At 72.7% G+C, this 20981-nt stretch carries 19 protein-coding genes and 2 pseudogenes; 6 read left to right on the top strand and 15 right to left on the bottom strand.

Annotation, left to right across the window (positions count from 1 at the left end; genetic code table 11):
* Positions 1-4: 4 nt before the first annotated feature.
* Positions 5-1648, bottom strand: coding sequence for a DNA repair helicase XPB (locus tag ACZ6A9_RS30005; protein WP_468991801.1), 1644 nt, complete (start codon positions 1646-1648; stop codon positions 5-7).
* A gap of 367 nt (positions 1649-2015) precedes the next feature.
* Positions 2016-4676 (bottom strand): helicase-associated domain-containing protein, encoded by a 2661-nt coding sequence (locus ACZ6A9_RS30000; protein ID WP_468991798.1) that lies wholly within the window; start codon positions 4674-4676, stop codon positions 2016-2018.
* A gap of 117 nt (positions 4677-4793) precedes the next feature.
* Here ACZ6A9_RS30000 and ACZ6A9_RS29995 point away from each other — a divergent pair, with 117 nt between their 5' ends.
* Together ACZ6A9_RS29995 and ACZ6A9_RS29990 are read left to right on the top strand one after the other, a co-directional pair.
* Positions 4794-5783 (top strand): hypothetical protein, encoded by a 990-nt coding sequence (locus tag ACZ6A9_RS29995; protein WP_468991795.1) that lies wholly within the window; start codon positions 4794-4796, stop codon positions 5781-5783.
* Positions 5784-6176: 393 nt separating this feature from the next.
* Positions 6177-6817, top strand: a pseudogene (locus ACZ6A9_RS29990) (HAD family hydrolase).
* Between the two features lie 4 nt (positions 6818-6821).
* Here ACZ6A9_RS29990 and ACZ6A9_RS29985 read toward each other — a convergent pair.
* A complete protein-coding gene (locus ACZ6A9_RS29985; protein ID WP_228970709.1) occupies positions 6822-7085 on the bottom strand; it encodes a hypothetical protein in 264 nt (87 codons plus the stop codon).
* Positions 7086-7249: 164 nt separating this feature from the next.
* Between ACZ6A9_RS29985 and ACZ6A9_RS29980 the strand changes: the two genes are divergently transcribed.
* On the top strand, positions 7250-7633 hold the full coding sequence (locus ACZ6A9_RS29980; protein WP_468991791.1) for a cold-shock protein: 384 nt from the start codon (positions 7250-7252) through the stop codon (positions 7631-7633).
* A 23-nt stretch (positions 7634-7656) separates the two neighbouring features.
* On the opposite strand, the gene ACZ6A9_RS29975 is transcribed toward ACZ6A9_RS29980, so the two are convergent.
* The 4 genes from ACZ6A9_RS29975 to ACZ6A9_RS29960 form a co-directional block, all read right to left on the bottom strand.
* Positions 7657-8526 carry a 1,4-dihydroxy-6-naphthoate synthase gene (locus ACZ6A9_RS29975; protein ID WP_468991789.1) on the bottom strand — a complete coding sequence of 290 codons (870 nt, stop codon included), beginning with the start codon at positions 8524-8526 and terminating at the stop codon, positions 7657-7659.
* Positions 8513-9265, bottom strand: coding sequence for a futalosine hydrolase (locus ACZ6A9_RS29970; RefSeq protein ID WP_468991786.1), 753 nt, complete (start codon positions 9263-9265; stop codon positions 8513-8515). Before ACZ6A9_RS29970 ends, ACZ6A9_RS29975 begins: the two co-directional genes overlap by 14 nt.
* Positions 9235-9708, bottom strand: a complete 474-nt coding sequence (locus ACZ6A9_RS29965) for a DUF2771 domain-containing protein (protein WP_468991782.1) — start codon at positions 9706-9708, stop codon at positions 9235-9237. Before ACZ6A9_RS29965 ends, ACZ6A9_RS29970 begins: the two co-directional genes overlap by 31 nt.
* 62 nt (positions 9709-9770) lie before the next feature.
* Entirely contained in the window at positions 9771-11201 is a 1431-nt protein-coding gene (locus tag ACZ6A9_RS29960; protein ID WP_468991779.1) for an MFS transporter, read from the bottom strand.
* 385 nt (positions 11202-11586) lie between these two features.
* Between ACZ6A9_RS29960 and ACZ6A9_RS29955 the strand changes: the two genes are divergently transcribed.
* Complete coding sequence (locus ACZ6A9_RS29955; RefSeq protein WP_468991776.1) at positions 11587-12513, top strand: DUF3027 domain-containing protein; 927 nt, start codon at positions 11587-11589, stop codon at positions 12511-12513.
* 131 nt (positions 12514-12644) lie between these two features.
* On the opposite strand, the gene ACZ6A9_RS29950 is transcribed toward ACZ6A9_RS29955, so the two are convergent.
* The 4 genes from ACZ6A9_RS29950 to ACZ6A9_RS29935 all read right to left on the bottom strand — a co-directional run bounded on the left by ACZ6A9_RS29950 (position 12645) and on the right by ACZ6A9_RS29935 (position 14885).
* Complete coding sequence (locus tag ACZ6A9_RS29950) at positions 12645-12902, bottom strand: hypothetical protein (protein WP_468991773.1); 258 nt, start codon at positions 12900-12902, stop codon at positions 12645-12647.
* Positions 12899-13246 (bottom strand): hypothetical protein, encoded by a 348-nt coding sequence (locus tag ACZ6A9_RS29945; protein ID WP_468991771.1) that lies wholly within the window; start codon positions 13244-13246, stop codon positions 12899-12901. The genes ACZ6A9_RS29950 and ACZ6A9_RS29945 overlap by 4 nt, the downstream gene beginning before the upstream one ends.
* A gap of 87 nt (positions 13247-13333) precedes the next feature.
* A complete protein-coding gene (locus ACZ6A9_RS29940; protein WP_468991768.1) occupies positions 13334-14212 on the bottom strand; it encodes a helix-turn-helix domain-containing protein in 879 nt (292 codons plus the stop codon).
* Positions 14213-14453: 241 nt separating this feature from the next.
* Positions 14454-14885, bottom strand: coding sequence for an ATP-binding protein (locus ACZ6A9_RS29935; protein WP_468991763.1), 432 nt, complete (start codon positions 14883-14885; stop codon positions 14454-14456).
* Between the two features lie 161 nt (positions 14886-15046).
* Between ACZ6A9_RS29935 and ACZ6A9_RS29930 the strand changes: the two genes are divergently transcribed.
* Both ACZ6A9_RS29930 and ACZ6A9_RS29925 read left to right on the top strand, forming a co-directional pair.
* Complete coding sequence (locus tag ACZ6A9_RS29930) at positions 15047-15925, top strand: helix-turn-helix domain-containing protein (RefSeq protein ID WP_468991760.1); 879 nt, start codon at positions 15047-15049, stop codon at positions 15923-15925.
* A complete protein-coding gene (locus tag ACZ6A9_RS29925; protein ID WP_468991757.1) occupies positions 15922-16131 on the top strand; it encodes a DUF397 domain-containing protein in 210 nt (69 codons plus the stop codon). Before ACZ6A9_RS29930 ends, ACZ6A9_RS29925 begins: the two co-directional genes overlap by 4 nt.
* A 1347-nt stretch (positions 16132-17478) precedes the next feature.
* Here ACZ6A9_RS29925 and ACZ6A9_RS29920 read toward each other — a convergent pair.
* The 4 genes and pseudogenes from ACZ6A9_RS29920 to ACZ6A9_RS29905 all read right to left on the bottom strand — a co-directional run.
* A complete protein-coding gene (locus tag ACZ6A9_RS29920) occupies positions 17479-18426 on the bottom strand; it encodes a fatty acid desaturase (RefSeq protein WP_468991754.1) in 948 nt (315 codons plus the stop codon).
* A 199-nt stretch (positions 18427-18625) separates the two neighbouring features.
* Positions 18626-19696: a diaminopimelate epimerase gene (dapF, locus tag ACZ6A9_RS29915; RefSeq protein ID WP_468991750.1), complete on the bottom strand. Its 1071-nt coding sequence runs from the start codon at positions 19694-19696 to the stop codon at positions 18626-18628.
* 68 nt (positions 19697-19764) lie between these two features.
* Complete coding sequence (locus ACZ6A9_RS29910; protein WP_468991746.1) at positions 19765-20679, bottom strand: hypothetical protein; 915 nt, start codon at positions 20677-20679, stop codon at positions 19765-19767.
* Between the two features lie 210 nt (positions 20680-20889).
* Positions 20890-20981: pseudogene (locus ACZ6A9_RS29905) on the bottom strand (M23 family metallopeptidase); the annotation flags it as partial.

Here is a 20981-nt window from a genome sequence, read left to right as displayed (position 1 = left end):
CCGCTCAGTTCCCGGTCAGCAACTCGTCCGCGTCCATGATCCGGTACGCGTACCCCTGCTCGGCGAGGAACCGCTGGCGGTGCGCCGCGAAGTCCTGGTCGATGGTGTCCCGGGCGACCACGGAGTAGAAGTGCGCCTGGTGCCCGTCCGCCTTGGGCCGCAGCACCCGGCCGAGCCGCTGCGCCTCCTCCTGCCGCGAGCCGAAGGTGCCCGACACCTGGATCGCGACCGTGGCCTCCGGCAGGTCGATCGAGAAGTTCGCGACCTTGGACACCACCAGGACGCTGATCTCGCCCTGCCGGAAGGCCTCGAACAGCTTCTCCCGCTGGGCGTTCGACGTCTCGCCCTTGATCACCGGCGCGTCCAGGTGCTCGCCCAGCTCGTCGAGCTGGTCGATGTACTGGCCGATGACGAGGATCTGCTGGCCCGCGAACCGCCGGACGATCGCCTCCGTCACCTTCTGCTTGGTCGCCGTCGTCGAGCAGAACCGGTACTTCTCCTCCTGCTCCGCCGTCGCGTACGCCAGCCGCTCGGACTCGGTGAGGCTGACCCGGACCTCCACGCAGTCGGCCGGGGCGATGTAGCCCTGCGCCTCGATCTCCTTCCACGGCGCGTCGAACCGCTTCGGGCCGATCAGCGAGAACACGTCCGACTCGCGGCCGTCCTCGCGGACCAGGGTCGCCGTCAGGCCGAGGCGCCGCCGGGCCTGGAGATCGGCGGTGAACTTGAAGACGGGCGCGGGCAGCAGGTGCACCTCGTCGTAGAGGATCAGGCCCCAGTCCCGGGAGTCGAACAGCTCCAGGTGGGGGTAGACGCCCTTCCGCTTCGTCGTCAGCACCTGGTAGGTGGCGATGGTGACGGGCCGGATCTCCTTCCTCGTCCCGCTGTACTCGCCGATCTCGTCCTCGGTCAGCGACGTCCGCTTCACCAGCTCGTGCTTCCACTGCCGGGCCGAGACGGTGTTGGTGACCAGGATCAGCGTGGTCGACTTCGCCTGCGCCATCGACCCCGCGCCGACCAGCGTCTTGCCCGCGCCGCAGGGGAGGACCACCACACCGGAGCCGCCGTGCCAGAAGTTCTCCACGGCCTGCTTCTGGTACGGGCGCAGCGCCCACCCGTCCTCGACCAGCTCGATGGGGTGCGCCTCGCCGTCCACGTACCCGGCGAGGTCCTCGGCGGGCCAGCCCAGCTTCAGCAGCGTCTGCTTGATCTGCCCGCGCTCCGAGGGGTGCACGACCACCGTGTCCGGGTCGATCCGGGCGCCGACCAGCGGCGCGATCCGCTTGGAGCGCAGCACCTCCTCCAGCACGGGCCGGTCGGTGCTGGTCAGCACGAGACCGTGCGTCGGGTGCTTGACCAGGCTGAGCCGGCCGTAGCGGTCCATGGTGTCGGCGATGTCGACGAGCAGCGCGTGCGGCACCGGGTAACGGCTGTACTGCACCAGCGCGTCCACGACCTGCTCGGCGTCGTGCCCGGCCGCCCGCGCGTTCCACAGTCCCAGCGGGGTCACCCGGTAGGTGTGGATGTGTTCGGGAGCGCGCTCCAGTTCGGCGAAGGGCGCGATGACCCGCCGGCAGTCGTCGGCCTGCTCGTGGTCGACCTCGAGGAGGAGAGTCTTGTCGGACTGGACGATGAGCGGACCATTCACGCGCGGCTGCCTTTCTGCGGCTCGGCGACGGACGCGGCCGGACACTGCACGGCCAAACGTCCAGTTTGCCTGATCGCACGCCACCCGTGTCCCGAGCGGCCCGAACCGCTTCGGCGGGGAGGGCGTGAGCTTGTTCACCAGCGGCGGCCCGGCGCGGGCCGCGCCCCGGGCGAGGTCCCGGACCCCGGCACCGCGGACCGGGTCAGCACCTCGTCGGCGCACCGTCCCTGCGCTCGTGCACCGCAGGGGGCCGGCCGGTGCCCCGTGCTCCGCACCCCCTCGCGGTGGCCGCCCCGCGGCCCGGACCGGCCGGTCCGCGCGGTCCGGCCGGTCCGAGGCCGGGCGGGTCGGTCAGGGACGGTCCCGGTCAGTCCTCCTCGTCCGCCAGTTCCGCCACGCCCGTGATCCGGTGCAGCGGATACGTACGGACCTCCTCGGCGGTGTGGTCGTACGCCGTGACGAAGCCGCCCTCGACGCGGACCGGGGCGATCACCCGCTGGCTCGCCGCGCCCTCGGCGTTGACGTAGCCGATCCACAGGGACGCGCCGGTGAGGACGGCGGCCTGCACGGTGGCGAGGGTCTCGGCGGCGGTCGTCCGCGGCAGCTCGCCGCCGCCACCGCCGGAGCGGTCGCCGGCGGCCGGTCTGCGCGGTGCGGTGGCGGCCAGGTCACCGGCGCGCACGGCCCGCACCGCCGCGTGCAGGAGCGTGTCGTCGGGGACGGGCGGCCCGTCCGGGACCGGCTCGGGGGGTGTGCGGGGCGGGGTGCGGCGGGCGTCGGCGCGGGTGATGAGCACATCGCCCTCGGCGGACTCGGCGGCCGGCGCGAAACCCATCGCCCGCAGCCCCTCCAGCAGACCGGCCGGGTCCGCCTGCGCGGCCAGCACGGTCGGGGCGAGCCGGCGCAGCCCCAGCGCGGCGGCGCGCTTGTCGGCGAGGATCTCGCCCAGCATCGCGTCGTCGTCACAGCGGACATACGCCGAGGCGGCACCGACCCGCAGGTGCCCGTGCCTGCGGGCCACGTCGTCGATCAGGTACGCGAGCGGCTGCGGGACGGGCGTACGGGAGTGCGCGGCGAGGAAGGCGTGCAGGTCGGAGGCGGTCCGTCCGGCGTCGAGGGCGCGCCGCACCGAGCCGGGCGTGAACCGGTAGACCGTCGCGCCACCCTTCGATTCCACGTCCGCCAGGACGCCCAGCGTCTCGGCGAGCGGCCGCTCCAGCGGACCCGGCGCCACCGCCGTCAGGTCGGCCTGCAGCAGCACGTGGTCCAGCGGCTCGGGCAGCAGCGGCGCGAGCAGCCGGGCGGCGGCCGCGGCGGCGGTGGCCCGATCGGCGGACGGGAGCGGGGCGGGCACGGCGGCGGGCGCCGCGGCGGCCCGGTGGTGGACGGGCAGCTTGTCACCGGGCCCGACCGGCTCCACCTCCTCCGCGCGGCGGGGCGCGGGCGCGCCGATCAGCGCCCGCCCGTGCGAGGAGAGCGCACCCCGCCCGGTGACCCCGAGCATCTCCGCCTCGGACAGCGCCCACCGCGCCAGCAGGGCCCGCAGGTCGTCCCCGCCGTCCCCGGAGGCCGGCGTGCCGCGCCCGCCGTCGCCCGGCTGTCCCCCCGCACCGCGGGCACCGGCCTCCGACGGCGAGACACCACCCCGCCCGCCCCGCGGCGGCCGTTCCCACCGCAGCCGGGCCAGTACCGACCCGGTGGCCGGGGCGGCTCCCTCCGGCAGGGCGGCCAGCAGGGCCAGCACCCTGTGCCGTACCTCCGGGGCCGCCGAGCGGTCCAGTCCCGGGCCCAGCGCCGACAGACTGTGGTCCTTCGCGTCCCGCCCGCCGACCAGCCCCGCCGACCGGGTCGCCGCCAGCCACGCCGTGGCCAGCACGGCCCACCGCTCCGCGTCGGGCCGCTCCAGCCACTCGTCGTACGCCGGCGTCGCCGCGTACCGCTCGTCGGCCTCCCCGTCGGAGGCCAGCAGCCCCGCCGCGTAGGCCAGTTCCACCCAGAACGCGGCCACCGGCTCGCTCACGTCGAGGGCCGCGGCGGTCCGCTTCAGATCGCGCACGCTCAGCCCGCCCGCCCGCAGCACCGCCGGACCGCCCTCGTGCCAGTCCTTCAGCAGTTCCTCGACCGTCGCCAGCGCCATGTGCGCCTGCCCGGCCGCCGTCGCGTCCACCACCTGCGGACGGTGCGTGGCGGCCGCCTCCACCGGCGGCGGCACCGGCTCCGGCGTCCGGTGCGCCCGCCCCGCCCGCAGCCGCAGCGCCACCTCGCGCGGCAGGACGACCGTCCCGGGCGCCGTCGGCAGCAGCAGCCCCCGGTCCAGCAGCCAGCGCAGCCGGGGCGCCGGATCGGCCGTCACCTGCCCGTACGGCGGACCCCACACCAGCCGCTCCAGCACCTCCACGGACTCCGCCGGCGCCTCGTCGAGCAGCGCCGACATCCGCGCCGGGTCGCCGAACAGGTCGGTCAGCGCGTTCACCGCGGACACCGAGTCGTGCGTGGACGGCAGTCCCGCCGTCGCCACGATCTCCTGGATCCGCCCCGGCGACATTCCCGCCGTGGCCTCCCGCACCGTCGGGCCCAGCCCGGTCGGCGACGGGTGCTGCGGCGACGGCGCCAGCAGCTCACGCGCCGTACGGACCAGCCGCAGCCGGTCGTCACCGCCCCACACCAGGGCCTGCTCGCGCAGCACACCGAGCGCCCGCGGCAACGCGGCCGGGACCGCCGGGTCGGCGTCGCCCCCGCCGCCGTCGTCCCCCGCGAGCAGCGTGAGCAGTTCGCCGTACGTCGCCGGGTCCGCGGCCACGGCCAGCGCCTGGGCGGTCTGCAGCGTGAACCGGTCCAGCCGTTCCAGGGCACGCACCACCGAGGCGCGGGTGCCGGCGCGGGTGGCGAGCTGGGTGAGATCGGTGGGCACCGGCGTGATGAGGTCCGGCCGGCTGCGCAGCAGCGCGGCCAGGGAGACGTCGTCCCGCCCCCGAAGGGCCTCGGCGAGGGATCGGGGGGCCGCCGCGGGCTTCTCCTCGGTGCTCATCCGGCTCACGTTAGCGGTTGGCCGCGTCCGCGGGGTGCCGGGAGTTGGGCCGGCCGGGGCCGCGCACGGTACCGTCGGGCGACGGTGTCCCAACGCACCCGTCCCGGAGGGGACTTCGTGGGTATCGAGAGCGACCAGGTCGTCTACGAATATCTGAGCCGCGTCGGCGACGTCGCGCAGCAGCGGCAACTGCCGTCGGCGGCCCGCATGCGGCTGGTCGCCGGGCTGCGCGACGAGATCGACCGGCGGCGGGCGAAGGCCGTGGTCGACTCACCGGCCGCGGTGCGCCGCATCATCTCCCGCATCGGGACGCCCACCGAGGTCGTCACCGCGGCGGAGGACGGCTCCGGCACGGCTCCGTCCGTCCCCGAGGCGCCCGCCGCCGTCCCGGTGCAGCGCGAGCCGGACCGCGGGCCGGAGCGCGGTGAGCGGGCGAGGAGCATGCTCCGCAAGGTGGTCCCGCGGCCCCGCCCGGCCGAACCGGCGGGCCCCGCGCCCTCCGGTGTGCCGTCCCCGCCGCACCGGGCCGGCTCCGACGAACTCGGGGACAGCGCCTCCCAGCCCGACTGGTGGCGCGTCGACAACAGCGCGTTCGGCGTCGGCGACGAGGTGCCCGGATTCGTGGGGGGCGTGGAGATCCCGGAGCTGCTGCGGCCCCCGGCGGCGAAGGAGAAGGCCGAACCGGAGCGTGCCGCCGAGCCCGCCGGCGTGGCGGTGGCCGAGGAGGCCGCGGTGCCCCGCCGCCGCCTCCTGCGGCTGCCCTCCCGCCGCTGGAGCAACCCCCTGCTGCTGCTCGCCGCCGGGCTGCTGGTCGCGGGCGCGGTGCTCGGGAGCTGGTTCGCCCTGATCCTGGGCTGGCTCATCGCGTACGCCTCGCGGCGGCTCAGCGCGGCGGAGTCCAAGTGGGCGGTCGTCATCATTCCCGGGCTCGCGCTCACGGGCGGCGTGATGTGGCTGTGGGGGAGGACGCAGGGGCGCTGGGGTACGCCGATCGCCGAGGGCCACATGAACGCCGCGATCACCGAGACGTGGCCGTGGGTCATCCGCGGCGCCGCCGTCGCCTCGGCCCTCTTCCTGATCTGGCGCTCCCAACGCCACCGCCCCTGACCCCTCCGGCGCACTCCCAGCCCGGCGCTTTTCCAGCTCCCCTGGGCCTTCTCAGCCCTTCCGGTGTACTCCCAGCAGGGCGCCTTTCCAGCTCCCCCGGCCCTTCTCGACCCTCCGGCGCACTCTCAGCGCCGGCGCTTTTCCAGCTCCCTCGGGCTTTCCACCTCCTTGGGCGCACTCCCAGCCCGGCGCCTTTCCAGCTCCCCTGGGCCTCCCAGCCCCTCCGGCGTTTGAGGAGCGGGGTCTGGGGCGGAGCCCCAGGGACGGGACGGGTAAGGGCGGCGGGGGCGATCCACTCCGGGGAACGGACGCCTGCCACGCTGACGGAGCTTGCCGGTGCCGCCCCAGCGGCAGCCGGGCAGCCGGGCGGCCCGCCCCGGCACAATGGCGGGCATGGCCTCCACGACCCCCCTCCCGCCCACCGTCGGCTTCGACCTCGACATGACGCTCATCGACTCCCGCCCCGGCATCCGTGCGTGCTACCTCGCCCTGGCCGAGCGGACGGGCACGTACATCGACGCCGACCTCGCGGTCAGCCGCCTCGGGCCGCCGCTCGCGGACGAGCTGATCCACTGGTTCCCGGCCGACCGTGTCGACGAGGTCGCGGACCTGTACCGGGCGATGTACCCGGAGTACGCCATCGCCCCCACCCCCGCCCTCCCCGGCGCCGTCGAGGCGATAGCGGCGGTACGGGAGGCGGGCGGGCGCGCGATCGTCGTCACGGCGAAGTACGAGCCCAAGCCAAGCTGCACCTGGCCCACCTCGGCATCGAGCCGGACGCCGTGATCGGCGGACTGTGGGCCGAGCAGAAGGCGCCGGCCCTGCGCGAGCACGACGCCGCCGTCTACGTCGGCGACCACGTGGGCGACGTGCGCGGCGCGCGGACCGCCGGCGCGCTGTCCGTCGCGGTGGCCGGCGGCCCCTGCGACGCGACCGAGCTGCGGGCGGCCGGCGCCGACGTGGTCCTCACCGACCTCACCGCGTTCCCGCGATGGTTTTCGGACTACCGCGCCGGTTCCCCCGCGGGCAGCTGACCGACTACCCCTCGGACACCTGACCGGCCGCCCGCGCCGTACGCCGCCCCGCCGCGGCCGAGCGCAGCACCCCTGCCCCCGCCATCAGGAACCCGACGCCCATCAGCATGCTCAGGACGAACATGTACGTCGGAAAGGGCGTCGTACCGAGGAACAGCGGGGCCACCGTGACCAGAGTGGCCACGGCGCCGACGATGAACACAAGGGCACCGGCACGAACCAGACCGTCGCCGGGCGCTGCGGAATTCGCTTGGGTTTTGTCACGCACCCGACCAGGGTAGTTCCTGCGCGAGAGGAACCGGCCGGTGACGTCTTGTCACCGGCCCGCGGACCATTAGCCTTGGTACCGGCGGGTCATCGGGCCCGCCCGAGTGCTATCACGAGCCGTTTTTCAGAAGCGGTTCCCCGACGAGTACGAGGACGAGGACAGAAGTGCCCACCGGCAAAGTCAAATGGTTCAACAGTGAGAAGGGCTTCGGCTTTCTCTCCCGTGACGACGGCGGCGACGTCTTCGTGCACTCCTCGGTCCTCCCCGCCGGAGTCGAGGCCCTCAAGCCGGGCCAGCGCGTGGAGTTCGGCGTGGTCGCCGGACAGCGCGGCGATCAGGCCCTCTCCCTGACCATCCTCGACCCGACCCCGTCGGTCGCCGCGGCCACGCGCAAGAAGCCGGACGAGCTGGCCTCCATCGTCCAGGACCTCACGACGCTGCTGGAGAACATCACGCCGTCGCTGGAGCGGGGCCGCTACCCCGAGCGGGCGGCCGGCAAGAAGATCGCCGGCCTGCTCCGCGCGGTCGCCGACCAGCTCGACGTCTAGGGACCTCACGCCGGATCCGGTCCCTATGGGAACCGCAGCGCGTCCGGGCCGAGGGGCGGTACCAGTCCCTCGGCCGCCGCGCGGGTGAGCAGTCCGCGGACGGCCGCGTAGCCGTCCTCGCCGAGGTCGGCCGTGAACTCGTTGACGTACAGCCCGATGTGCTGGTCGGCGACGGCCGGGTCCATCTCCTGCGCGTGCTCCATGACGTACGGCCGGGACGCCTCGGGGTCGTCCCAGGCGGCCCGTACGGAGGTGCGGATCGCGGCGGCGAGCCGGGTCAGCGTCTCCTCGCCCAGGGACCGCCGGGCGATGATCGCGCCCAGCGGGATGGGCAGGCCGGTGGTCCGCTCCCAGTGCTCGCCCATGTCGGCGAGCTTGTGCAGCCCGTAGTCCTGGTAGGTGAAGCGCGCCTCGTGGATGACGAGACCGGCGTCGACCTTCCCGTCCCGCACGGCGGGCATGATCTCGTGGAACGGCATCACCACGATCCGTCCGACCCCGCCGGGCACGACGTCCGCCGCCCACAGCCGGAACAGCAGGTAGGCCGTCGACCTCTCGCCCGGCACGGCCACCGTGCGCCCGGTGAGGTCCGCGCCCGCCTCCCGGGTGAGCACCAGCGGACCGCAGCCCCGCCCCAGCGCGCCCCCGCACGGCAGCAGCGCCCACTCGTCGAGGACGTACGGCAGCACCGCGTACGACACCTTCAGCACGTCCAGCTCACCGCGCTCGGCCATGCCGTTGGTGAGGTCGATGTCGGCGAAGGTGACGTCGAGGGCGGGCGCGTCCGGGACGCGGCCGTGGGCGAGGGCGTCGAAGACGAAGGTGTCGTTCGGGCAGGGGGAGTAGGCGATCCGCAGCCGCTGCCGCTCGCCGGTGTGCTCACTGGTGGTCATGCTGCATCCAACTCTCCAGGACGGGCGCGAGCTTCCCGAAGCCCTCGGTGAGGGCGGTCAGGGCGTCGCCGATGCGCCAGGCGGCGCGGTCGCGCGGGCCGACGGGGTTCGACACCGCCCGCACTTCCAGTACGGGCACGCCGTGCGCGGCGGCGGCCTCGGCGACGCCGAAGCCCTCCATCGCCTCGGCGAGGGCCCGCGGGTGTCGGGCCCGGAGGGCGTCCGCGCGGGCGGCGGTCCCGGTGACCGTCGACACGGTGAGCACGGTGCCGGTGAGCGCGCCGGACGCGGCGGCGGCCTCCCGGACCAGGGCGGCGGGCGGCCGGTGGGTGACGGTGCCGAAGCCGAGGTCGGTGACCGGCAGGAAACCGTCGGGTGTCTCGGCGCCCAGGTCGGCCGCGGTGATCTCGTCGGCGACGACGAGGGAGCCGAGGGGCGCGTGCGGCGGGAAGCCGCCGCCGATGCCGGCGGAGACGACCAGCCGGTAGGGCCGGCCGTCGAGGGCGGCGGCGGTCAGCGCCGCGGCCGTGGACGCGGCGGCGAGGGCGGGGCCGACCCCGGCGGCGAGGAGGTCGGTCGCGCCGGCGGTCCGGTGGACCGTCGCGCCGGGCAGCGCCAGCTCCTCCGCCGGGCCCGGGAACGCCCGGGCCACCGCGTCCCGCTCGGCGGGGACCGCGGTGGCCACGAGGACGCGTGCGGACGACGTGATCAGGCGTCCTTCTTCAGACGGAACGACCACAGGGCCGTGGTGTCCTTCTCGCCCTCCTTGACGGACACCAGGGTCGAGTCGCCCTGGGCGCCGTACTGGGCGTTGAAGAACACGCTGCCCGGGATGGTGCGGTAGGTCTTGGTGCTGGGGTCGGTGAGCGGCTGACCGTTCATCAGGATGGTCCAGCCCTTGTCGGCGACCTCCGGGTCGACGCCGAAGCGGACCGTCTCGTCGGGGTCGACGGTGATCTCGTCGATGCCCTTGTCCTGGAGGCACTTGTTCAGGTCGGCGGCCTTGATGGCCTCGTCCTCGCCACCACAGGTCGCCTCGGAGCTCACCGAGTCGCTGCCCACCGTGATGGTGGCCATCGACGTCGGCTTGTCACAGGCGGCCAGGACGAGCAGTCCGGCGGATACGGCGCCGGCGGCGGCGACGGCGCGGCGGCGTCGCACAGCGGATTGCAGCGTGGTCATGGCCGAAGGCTATCGGGCGGGTCGGCTCCGCTCCCCACGCGGGGTACGGCGTGGCCGGAGCGTTACGCCACTCGCGGCCGTGCCGTGTGCCCCTGGCGGGCCGAGCGGATCAGTCCGCGGACCGTGGTCAGCCAGCCCGTCGCGACGATCGCCGCGCCCACGGCGAGGCCCAGCGGCCCGATGAGCGGCATCGCGATGCCGACCGCGCCGCCCAGCACCCACGACATCTGCAGCAGCGTCTCCGAGCGGGCGAACGCCGAGGTCCGGACGAGTTCGGGGACGTCCCGCTGGATCAGCGCGTCCAGGGACAGCTTGGCCAGCGCCTGCGCGAACCCGGCGATCGCGGCGAGACACGCCACCAGGACCGCGCCGAAGAACGCCGCCGCCACGATCGCCGCGCTCACCACGCACGCCACCACCGTCACGATGATGATCTCCGGGGCGCGTGATCTGAGGCCCGCCCCGACCGCCGTGCCGAGCGCGTTGCCCGCACCGGCCGCCACGCCCACTATCGCGAGGGACACGGCGGCGCTCTGACCGGACATCGGGTGCTCGCGCAGCAGGAACGCGAGGAAGAAGATGAGGAAACCGGTGAGGCAGCGGATGGAGGCGTTGGCGGCCAGCGCGTGGGTCACGGCCGGACCGACCGTGCGCAGTCCCGGGCGCTTGTCCGTCTTGCGGTGCGGGCCGTGCAGGTGCTGCTCGTCGGCGGCGAGCAGGGCCACGGCCTCGCCCTTGCCGGAGTCCACCTTGTGGGGCAGCCGGAAGGACAGGAACATCCCCGTCACGAAGAGCGCGAACGCCCCGTACAGCGGCCAGCGCGGTCCGATCTGGTGGAGGCCCGCGCCGATCGGCGCGGCGATGCCGGTGGCCAGCAGTCCGCCGAGCGTGACCCGCGAGTTCGCCTTGACCAGGGAGAAGGAGGGGGGCAGGAGGCGTGGCACGACGGCGCTTCTGACCACCCCGTACGCCTTGGAGGCGACCAGCACGCCGAGCGCGGCCGGGTACAGCTCCAGCCCGCCGGTGACCACCGCGCCGGACAGGACGAGCGCCAGCAGTGCCCGGGCGAGCATCGCGCCGGCCATGGCGGCGCGACGGCCGTGCGGGAGCCGGTCCAGGAGCGGGCCGACCACCGGGGCGAGGAGGGTGAAGGGTGCCATGGTGATGGCGAGGTAGAGGGCGACACGCCCGCGGGCCTCGTCCGTCGGTACGGAGAAGAAGACGGTGGACGCCAGCGCGACCGTGATCATGACGTCGCCGGCGCCGTTCACGCCGTGCAGTTCGATGAGTTTGCCGAGTCCGGACTCCCCGGCGCCGTGTGCGTGGGTGGCCCGGCGGATCCCGCGGGCGGTGCCGGTCACGGGCAGGCGCAGGACGCGTCCGCACGCGCGCAGGCGGCCGCCCGCCCCGCTCGTGCCGGGGCGCCGGCCGCTTTCCTTGCCCCCTTTGAGCCCACCGGTCCCGGCGCCCTGGGGTGTCCTCGCGGTAGCCACGTCGTCATAGTGCCCCGAGATGTCGGTGTGTAGTGCCGTATCCGCCACGGAGGGCACGGGGGGTCGGCTGTACGGCGGAACCGGGGAGTCCGCTGAGGCTCTGCGCGGCATGGAAGCGACGGGGGTGGGGGCGGGGGGAAAGGCGCTGCGGGGAGCGGGTCGCCGCGCCCGGAAACCGGCGCGCGGGACTCCATAACAACCGTCGGTGTAGGCCCAGCGCACGCGAACAGGTAGCGTGCGTATCTCAGCCATCCCGCAGAATGGATGGAGGCGCGCCCGAGCACGTTGCGGCGCGGACGTCGACGCGGTCCCACTGTCCGCTCCGTCCGCCCCCCGCGCTGGGAGTGGCGCACTCGTGAGACGGCGTAGGAGAGAAGCGATACCTGTGAGCGCAGCGACAACGCGAAGCCGCACCCCCGACCGTCTGTGCGCCGAGGCCGTCGACCTCGCCCGCGCCGCAGCCGAGGAGGTTGCCGCGCCCGGGATCGTGGGCGGGCACGAGGGGCTGGTCTCCGAGGGCGACCGTGTCGTCACGCATTACTTCGGGTGCGGTGAGTCCGGCTATCGCGGCTGGCGCTGGGCCGTCACGGTCGCCCGCGCCTCCCGCGCCAAGATCGTCACGGTCGACGAGGCGGTGCTGCTGCCCGGCCCCGACGCGCTCCTCGCCCCGGAGTGGGTGCCGTGGAGCGAGCGGCTGCGCCCCGGCGACATGGGTCCCGGCGACCTCCTGCCCACCGACGCCGAGGACCTCCGCCTGGAGCCGGGTTACTCCGGCGAGGAGGAGCCGCCGCCGAACTCGGTGGTGTCCGAGGAGATGGCCGCCCTGGTGGAGGCCGAGGACGCCGAGGTCACGCCCGGCGCCCCCGCCGACCAGCCCGTCCTCCCGGCCCGCGGCACGATCGCGGCGGTCGCCGAGGAACTGGGCCTGCGCCGTGCCCGTGTCCTGTCCCGCTACGGCCTGCACTCCGCCGCGGACCGCTGGGAGGAGTCGTTCGGCGCGAAGACCCCCATGGCGCAGGCGGCCCCGGCCTCCTGCATCTCGTGCGGCTTCCTCGCCCGTATCGGCGGCTCCCTGGGCCAGGCCTTCGGTGTGTGCGCCAACGAGTTCTCCCCGGCCGACGGCCGCGTCGTCTCCCTGGCGTACGGCTGCGGCGGCCACTCGGAGGCCGCGGTCATGCCGAGGCCCCCGCAGCCGCCCCCGCCGGTCATCGACGAGACCCGCGTCGACCCCTTCCCGCTCCGCCCGTCCCCGGACTCCGGCTCCGTCCCGCCGACGGAGGACGAGTCGTCGGCGGAACTGGGGCACTCCTAGCTTCCGCGCCGGGGCGGGCCGGACCGGGCGGGTGACGGCCGGTCCGGCCTCCCCGCTCACGCGTCGTCGAAGATGTCCCCGGCTGTCGGAGGGCACGTCCCGCAGTGCGGTGGAGAGGGCCTTCAGTGGGTTCAGAAGCCCAAGTACGTGATCTGAACTACGTAGACCCGCTCGCTGCGTACCACGACCTGGTAGGTGAACATGCCGCCGGGGACGACTATGTCGTCGCCTTTCCGGTCGTCCCCGTCGTACGTGGGGCCGTGCAGGTACCGTGCCTCGGCGGCCCTCACCAGCTCGTCGGCCTTGCGTTCGACCTCGGTGAGGAATGCGGGCGGGGCCGTGCGGGCGGCTTCCTCGGCACCGAAGGCGTACTCCCAGGTCCAGCTCAAGCGCGTACTGCCTTCATGGCCTCGTCCAGAACGGCGCTCAGCTCCCGCAGGGCCTCCCGGGCGGTCGTCGCGTCCTCGTGTTCCAGGTTGTCCCTGGCGCGGGCGTGACGTGCGGTGAGGTCGGGGCGGCGGGCGATCTCGATGTCCCGCGCCCATGCCAGGACCCAGCTCCGCACGGGGCTGAGGGACTGCCATTCCACGGCCTTGGCGAAGGCCTCGTCCTTCGTCCGCTGCATCTCCGGGAGGCGCCCGGGGTCGACCACGGCGAGGGCGGCCCGTAGGGCGTCGGGGGTCTGCTCAGGGCGGGGCACCAGCTCGTGTCCGTAGTCGGCCTGCGTGCTCATGGAGTCCTCCCGGGAGTGCACTGGCCAGGGTAGTCGTCCGGGACGGCTGGGGTACCGGGGCGCGAACATCGCGTGTCCTTCCTCCGCTCAACGCCGGTGCGGGGCGGTGGTTCGGCAGGTGCGGCAGTGGGTTTCGGTTTCGGGGGCGCGGAAGGCGTGGTCGCAGCCGTCGCAGTTGCGCAGGGGGTGACGGGTCGGTGGGGGGCCGACGGGGGCGCGGTACGGGGGGAGGGGTGGGAGGTGTGCGGCCAGGCGGTGGGCGAGGAGGGCGGCCGGCCGGCGCAGGGGGTCGTCCGGGAGGCCGGCGGTGAGGGCGTGGCGGACGGCGGTGGGGGTGGCCTCGCGTTCCAGCCAGGCGGCGACTCCGGGGACGAGGTGCTCGGTGTCGGTGGCGGAGAGGAGGAGGCGGGGGTCGTGGCGGCGCAGGCCGGTCAGGACGTCGGTGGCCTGCTGGAGGAGCGCCGGGGCGGTGCAGCTCGGCTGGGGGACGGCGGGGAGTGCCTTGCGGGGGCGGGGCAGGAGCGCGCGTTCCCTGGTCTGCCGGGGCCGCGGGGCGGGGCAGTCGGTGTCGGCCGGTTCACGCCGGTGTCCCGGCTGGTTGCAGGAGGTGGTGCGGGTGATGATGCGGCCAGTGGGGGTGCGCACGCGTTCGCGGCGGAGGTAGCCGTGGGTCTCCAGTTCGCGCAGGGCGTCGCTGATGCGCTTGGTGCCCTCCTTGAAGCGGGCGGTGAGGCTCTTGATGTCCACGGGGGCGCCGGTGGGGAGCGACTGGATGTGGCAGCCGAGGCCGATCGCCAGCAGGGACAGTTCCTTGTGCTGGGTGAGGTGGTTGCCGATCACCACGAAGCGGGCGGTGTGGCGGGTGTTCTCGTGGATGACACCGCCGGTGCGGTGACGCGATCCGGGCGGATTACCGCCGTCTGCTGACTGGGCGCGCGGGGGCGCGCTAGGGTTTTGGGTATCCATCGGGGAAGGCCTTTTTCCTTGGTGGTCAGGCCCTCGCACCGGGAGTGGAGTCCCAGCGGGGGCCGAAGTCTTTTTCGGGGGTGTGCGCTGAGCGTAGAGGTGTCGAGGGTTCGAAAATCCAGCTGAGCCGGTGATGTTCACCCGCCCGAGTGACGACACGCCTCGGGCGGGAAAGGGTGGGGCTTGGTGGGGTGCTTTCTCCCGAGTTCTTGCTTGGGAAGGCGCCGAAGCCGCCGGAGCTTCAGAACTCGGGTTCCGGTTCCGTAAGCCGCAGTTCGGCCCAGACGGTTTTGCGCGGGAAGCGGCCCTCGGATACGCCCCAGCGGTCCGCGAGCGCTTCGACCAGCAGCAGGCCCCGGCCGGACTCGGAGTCGGCGGTGACCTGTTGGGGCTGGGGAAGCCGCTCGCCCCGGGTGTCGGTCACCTCGATACGGAGCGTGTCGGCCACGACGTAGAGCGTGAGCCGGAAGTCCCGTCCCGGTACGCGGCCGTGGGTCGCCGCGTTGACGGCCAGCTCCGCGATGACCTGGCGGGCTGGATCCATCGGCAGCCCCCAGGAACGGAGTTGTTCCGCACCGAGCAGCCGGGCGAGACGTGCGCCGCGTGGCGTGGGGGAGAGCAGCACGGTGAAGTTGCGGACGGGGGCGGCAGGTTCGGCGGTTTGCTGATTCACGTCACCCAGCGTGGCCGGATCTGCGTACCGTAAGAAGTGACTCAGCGCGCACGTACGGTCACTGTCCGGTGGTTGTCCGGTGCTGTCGTGGCTGTTCCGACCGTTGCTACGGGTAGGGCGCCGGGTGGCGTCACGGACGGTTTCCGAGGGAGAGGTGCGGCATGACGGCGGTCGAGGCGGAGGCGGGGCAACTCAAGACCGAGGCGGACGAACCGGGTTGGGAGGTGGACCCGGACGACGAGTGGGGCGTCGCGGTCATCACGACAGTCGGGCGGCAGCTGAAGCTGCGGCGCGATGCGGCGGGGATGCGGGCCGCCGACTTCGGCCGGATCGTCGGGTACGGCGAGGACATGGTGTACAAGATCGAGGGCGGCAAGCGGATTCCTCGCCAGGAGTTCCTGGACAAGGCGGACGAGGTCCTGGAAGCGGGCGGGCTGATCGCGGCGGCCTGGGAGGACGTGAAGAAGGTCCGGTACCCGAAGACCGTTCGGGCGCTAGGAAAGTTGGAGGCGAAGGCGGTCGAAATCGCGGTATACGAGTGCCACATCATCGCTGGGTTGTTGCAAACGCCGGACCACGCAAGGACCGTGATCGGAGCGGCGCAGCCGCCCTACTCTCCGGACGACGTGGAGCGCATGGTGGCCGCTCGCCTGGCCCGTCACTCGGTTTTCGACCGTGAGCCCGCTCCGGCCCTCAGCTTCGTCCTGGAAGAGGGGGTGCTGCGGCGCCCCATCGGGGGCAGAATGGTGTGGCGCCAGCAGCTTGAGCACCTCTTGGAGGTAGGCCGGTTGCACAACGTCGTGCTCCAGGTGATGCCTATGGACTGTGAGACGCATTCCGGCTTGGACGGCAGGCTTGAGCTGTTGAAGTTCGCTGACGGTACGGCGGTGGGACGTTCTGACGGTGCCTTCAACGGACGGCCGACCCCGGACCCCAAACATCTGCGCATCCTTGAGCTCCGGTATGGCACGATCCGGGCTCAGGCGCTCTCGCCTCGGGAGTCGCTGGCCTTCATCGATACTCTGCTGGGAGAAACATGATCCGCAACGCTTCTGCTGGAGACGCTGCCGAGCTGGCGTGGTTTAAGAGCAGCTACAGCGGCGGCAATGACGGCAATTCCTGCGTCGAACTAGCGCTCACTCCCGGCACCGTGCACGTCCGCGACTCCAAGAACACTGAGGGACCTCGCATCACGTTCACCCCGGGCGCGTGGGCGGCTTTCGTTCCGTACGCGCCCGGAGCCTGATCGCGCGGCCTGGTCCGGCTGCTTACTCCAGAAGCAGGCGGACCAGGTCGTCCAGCTCCTCGGCATCCGGCGAAGTCGCGATCGCGGAACGGACCAGCTGACGCAGCTTGACGAAGTTCTTGGTCTCGTCGAGCTCCAGGGCCGCGATGCGAGCCGCTTCTGCGGCTCCCAGCTCGGCGAGCCGCTGGTGGCCGGAGCTGGCAGGGTCGAACTCCGGGATGGGGAGCTGCCACACAGCCTTATCGATGTGCCGTTCGTCCTTACCGTAGGACATGAGGGGGCGGACAACCTCGGGTAGAGCACCTTGAGGACATCGTGCTCGACGCTCGCCCAGTCGTAGCAGGACAGGCGGCGGGCGGTGGTGCGGACGAACTCCTCGCCGCCGTCGACCTCGATCACCCAGCCGAAGAAGTCGGACTCGACGACGCCGTGGATCCCGGCCTGCTCGAAGAGCTGGCCGAGGACGAGCGTGGCCGGGGGGATCTGCCGGACGTCGTAGCCGAGGACCGAGTGCGCGATGATTCCCGCGGTGTTGACCAGGAGCGTGTGCTCGATGAACAGCTCGTCGCTGTCCTCGAACTGGGCGCCCAGCGCACTGCGCAGCACGCGTGCCCACAGCTCCCGCTTGAGCTGGACCGTGGGCAGGTCCTTGTTCTCCGCGTAGAGGGCGGACAGCGTGGTGTAGTCGATCCCGTGGGAGACACTGCCCGCACCCAGCCGGCCCTTGATCACCTCGGGGGTCGGCTTGATGCCCTCGGCGGTGGCGAGGACACCCTCGAGCCAGACCAGCAGCTCCAGCGGCGTGGTCCGGCGCGGCTTGACCTCGAAGCGGCCCGCCTGGACGAACGCCGATCCGGAGAGGGCGTACGCTCGCCAGTCGGCGCCGTCGGTGAGGATGCCGACGTACCGCTGGCCCACTTGCTCCGCGCGAGTGCGGACGTACCCTTCGAGCTGCTTCTCGGCGTCCTTGAGGATCTTCGCGCTGCGCAGGTCGCGCTTGCACTCTATGGCGGTGAAGCCGATCTCGACGTCGATGCGGCGGCCGTCACCGACCTGGGTCTCCAGGTCCACGCTCAGGTCGTTCTCGTCCAGGTTGAGGCCGCCGTCGAGCAGCAACTGCCGGACATCCGCCTGGAGGGTCGCCTCCGAGCGCATGGGCTTGCGGTCGACGAGCCGTGCGAGCAGCTTCTCCAGGCTGGTCTGCGGCGCTGTGGCCATCCACTCCCCCTTGACGAGACCGCGAACGCCGAAGCGGTGACGCGGTGGAACCGGAAACAGCGGCCATTGTGCCGCAGGGCACCGGCAACGGGGGCATGCCGGGCACCGGAGGCACAGAACATGGGGGTGTCATGGGTCCTGGCGTACCGGGGCGATGAGTCCCGGACCTGGGGCCGATGCCAGAGCCCGGCGGTGTCGGCGCAGTACCGCCGTCTCGCCGAGCAGCAGGGCGTGCGGCCGGTAGGCGGGACCGAGAAGAGCGCGCTCCAGTGCGGGGAGGTAGTTCCAGCGCACGGCAGGGTGTGCGGAGTGGGCGAAGTGGTACAGGTCGCCGTAGGGCAGCCAGGTGCTCCGGGCCAGCAGGGCGAGGAGCGGGTTACGCGGGTACAGCCGCAGGCAGCGGCCCGCCTCCACGGCGACCGGCGGTCCGGTGACCGGCTCCGGGTCGAACCAGCGGTGTTCGACGAGCAGGGACATCCAGGCGAGCTGCGGATACAGGAGCAGCCGGGGCAGTAAGAAGGCGAACACGGCCGCCTCCCAGCCGAAGGTCACGGTGAGGGCCGCCGTCACCGCGACCGGTCCTGCCGCCCGCATCCGCCCGGCACCCGCTTCCCGCCACAGGCCGGTCAGGCCGCGCACGGTGCCGTGCACACCGGCCGGGGTGAGCGGGTGGATCAGGGCGAGTGCGTACCGCGCCGCCGTGGCCCCCGGGCGCAGGCCCGCCGCGTGGAGTTCGGCCAGGTTCGGGTCGGCTCCGGTGACGGTCGCGTTCGGATGGTGCTCGCGTACGTGCCGGCGGCGGCGTACGGAGACGGGGACGAAGCCGAGCGGGATGTGGACGGCCGCCTCGGCGAGCAGGGTGTTCAGCCGGCCGCGCCGTGCCAGCACGCCGTGCACCGCGAAGTGGCTGACCTCCTGGAGATGGCGGAACTTCACCGCGCCCGCGAGGGCGGCGACCGCGCAGCCCCAGGGGCCACCGTGCACGGCCACCGCGCACCACCCGGCGAACTCCAGCCAGTGGCCCCATAACAGGAGGACCGGTGTGACGTTGTTCAGTCGTTCGCGTTGGATCGTCATCACCGACCGGAGCGAGTCCGGTCTGTGTCGTCGCCCACGCGCCGGGCTGAACCACCACCGGTCCGTCTGCCGCGCCACGATTCCGGCCATGATCGCCAACAGACCGGCCGACAGTCCCCCCACGCCATCCCCTTCCCCACGGCCCGGCATACTCGTGCGCGTGGCCAGGGCCCGGCAGGGACGGACGCCCTGAGTGGCGTCAGACCTCGGTCGGGTGGATGCCCGCCTCGTGCAGCACCTTCATGTTTTCCCGGCTGAGCTCGGCGAACGCGCTGATTTCCGCCATGTGTGCGGCACCCTCGTATGTCACCGGACCGTCCCCGAGGAGCGTCGCGGGATCGAGTTCCGCGTCGTATACGAGGGTTGCGTTGCCCTCCAGCACCGGCTGCCATGCGGTACCGACCGTCTGGAGGTAGCTCAGGGCGACGCCTCCCGGGTTGCGCACGGTCACCGGCCGCTCCGGGGCGGCGAGCCCGAGGCGGGAGAGGGTGGCCCGGGAGGCCGCGATGCCCGACCCGCACGACGGCGTCAGTCCGGCGCCTCGCTCGTAGGTGTGGATGAACACCTCGTCGTCGGACAGCGGCAGGACGAAGGAGAGGTTGGCGCCGATCGGGAAGACGCCCGGGGAACCGGCGACGCGCCGCCCCGTCTCGATCAGTTCCGCCTCGTCGTAGGCGTCGATCACCGTGATCAGGTGCGAGTTCGGCACCGCGACCGCCGTCACGTGCCGGGACGGGTGGAAGGCGGGCAGCAGCCGGTCCACGTACTCGCCGTGTGGCCCCGCCTCGGTCACGATCGGCTCGCCGGGCGCGAAGTCGACGGCGGGCAGCTCCACGGAGACCTGCCGCACGCCGTGGGAGGTACGGCCCCGGTCGCGGACGGTGAAGGAGTACGGGCCCTGCTCGACGACGACCGATTCCGCCTGGTGCCGGTCCAGCAGTATCCGGCCGGCGCACCGCATGCCGTTCCCGCAGAGCAGTGCCTCGGATCCGTCGGGGTTGTAGAACCAGGCCCGCGCCGTGCCGTCGCCGTGATCGGCCACGAAGTACACCCCGTCACCGCCCAGCCCACGCTTGCGGTCGCACAGCAGCCCGACGGCCCGGGTCAACTCGTCCGCCGAGGCGAAGTGGTCGAGCGGCGCACCGTCGACGACGAAGATGTCGTTCCGGGAGCCGTGGGCCTTGGTGAGCGAGAGAGTGGACATCACGTACTTTCCGTCGCGCTGTGGCTTGGCGCGGTCCCGCCAGGTCCGGACCGGCTGTCGTTCCATGCTAACGAAGGTCCTGGCAGGAGCCGGAGACGTGATGCTCTGCTCGGGGTTCCGGCAGCCGATCGCTGTCAGAGCCGGGCCGCCGCCTCTTGGACGGTTGCCTCGTTCCACGTTCCGGCGTCCAGCATGGGCCGCACGGTGGCCTCGTAGGACTGGAGGACGAACGGTGCCGAGTCCGAGCCGTGCCCCCAGACCGACTCGAAGCGCCCGGCCCAACGCTCGACGTGCTTGAAGTACACGGAACTGCGGCCCCGGCGGTAGTCGGTGTCGCCCTGCTCCTCTTCCAGCAGGACCGCCGCCTGGGACACCACGACGAAGTCCACGGCCTGGTCGGCCCTCAGCCGGTCACGCACGGCGAGCGCGCACTGCACACCCAGGGAGCGGTGGTGATCGACGAGCCCGAGGAGAGCGCGGGCGAAATCCTGCTTGACGAGGTCGTCCTGCCAGCAGATGAACAGCCGCTGTACCGTCCCCCCGGCCTCGATCAGGCGCCGGTTGACAGCCAGATACTCCCGCCGTTGTGTCAACAGGTTCGGATTCGTGGTGAGGTCGGCCGCCAGAACGCGCTTCGGCTCGGTGCCGGAGTCGATGAGTGCTTGGAAGAGCAGTACGGACAGTCGGGGCACCTCGGAGGCGTACACCTGGAGGTGCCCGTCGGCGATCTCCCCGAAGCCGGCGATGAGTTCGCGCTCCAACTGCTCACGGACCAGACCGAAGTACCGGGCGTCGGCCATGTGCCGATCGTTGGCTCTGCGCAACTGGATGTAGATGCGGCGTAACCACATGTGGTTGGCCACCATGAGCAACAGCAGTACGGTCTCGGCCGCCAGCAGTGCGTCCTTCAGCGCGCTCTTCTGCACAACCCACGCCGCGACGGGGATGGCGATACCGGCGATACCCACCAGTGCGTTGAGCACTTGGGAGGACAGCGCGTCCGCTACGCGAGTACTGACGTCCCGGCGAGGCTGTGTGGTCGTGGTCATGCGATCCATCCCCCTGGTGAGTGCCGATCCGCCCTCCATCTTCGAGGCTGCTGTTACACACAGGCAAGTACACTTTGCGGTCAGTGACGGTCCGCTGCGCCTGCATCGCTCAGGGGTGTTTCGGGCGCCTGTGCCGCGCGAAGCGACCCCGGGGCGGCGCGGGGCCGCTTCCCGGGGTCGTTCGGGTGCCGCTGTGTGACCGGGGCAGGGTCAGAGGTTGACGCCGTTGGCGCGCAGGAAGGTCGCGGGGTTGATCGCGGAGCCGTAGTTCGGGGTGGTGCGGATCTCGAAGTGCAGGTGGG

The organism is Streptomyces sp. NPDC041124, from assembly GCF_055592385.1.
Note: the sequence above shows the minus strand (reverse complement) of the source record. Positions and strands in the feature narration are given on the sequence as shown.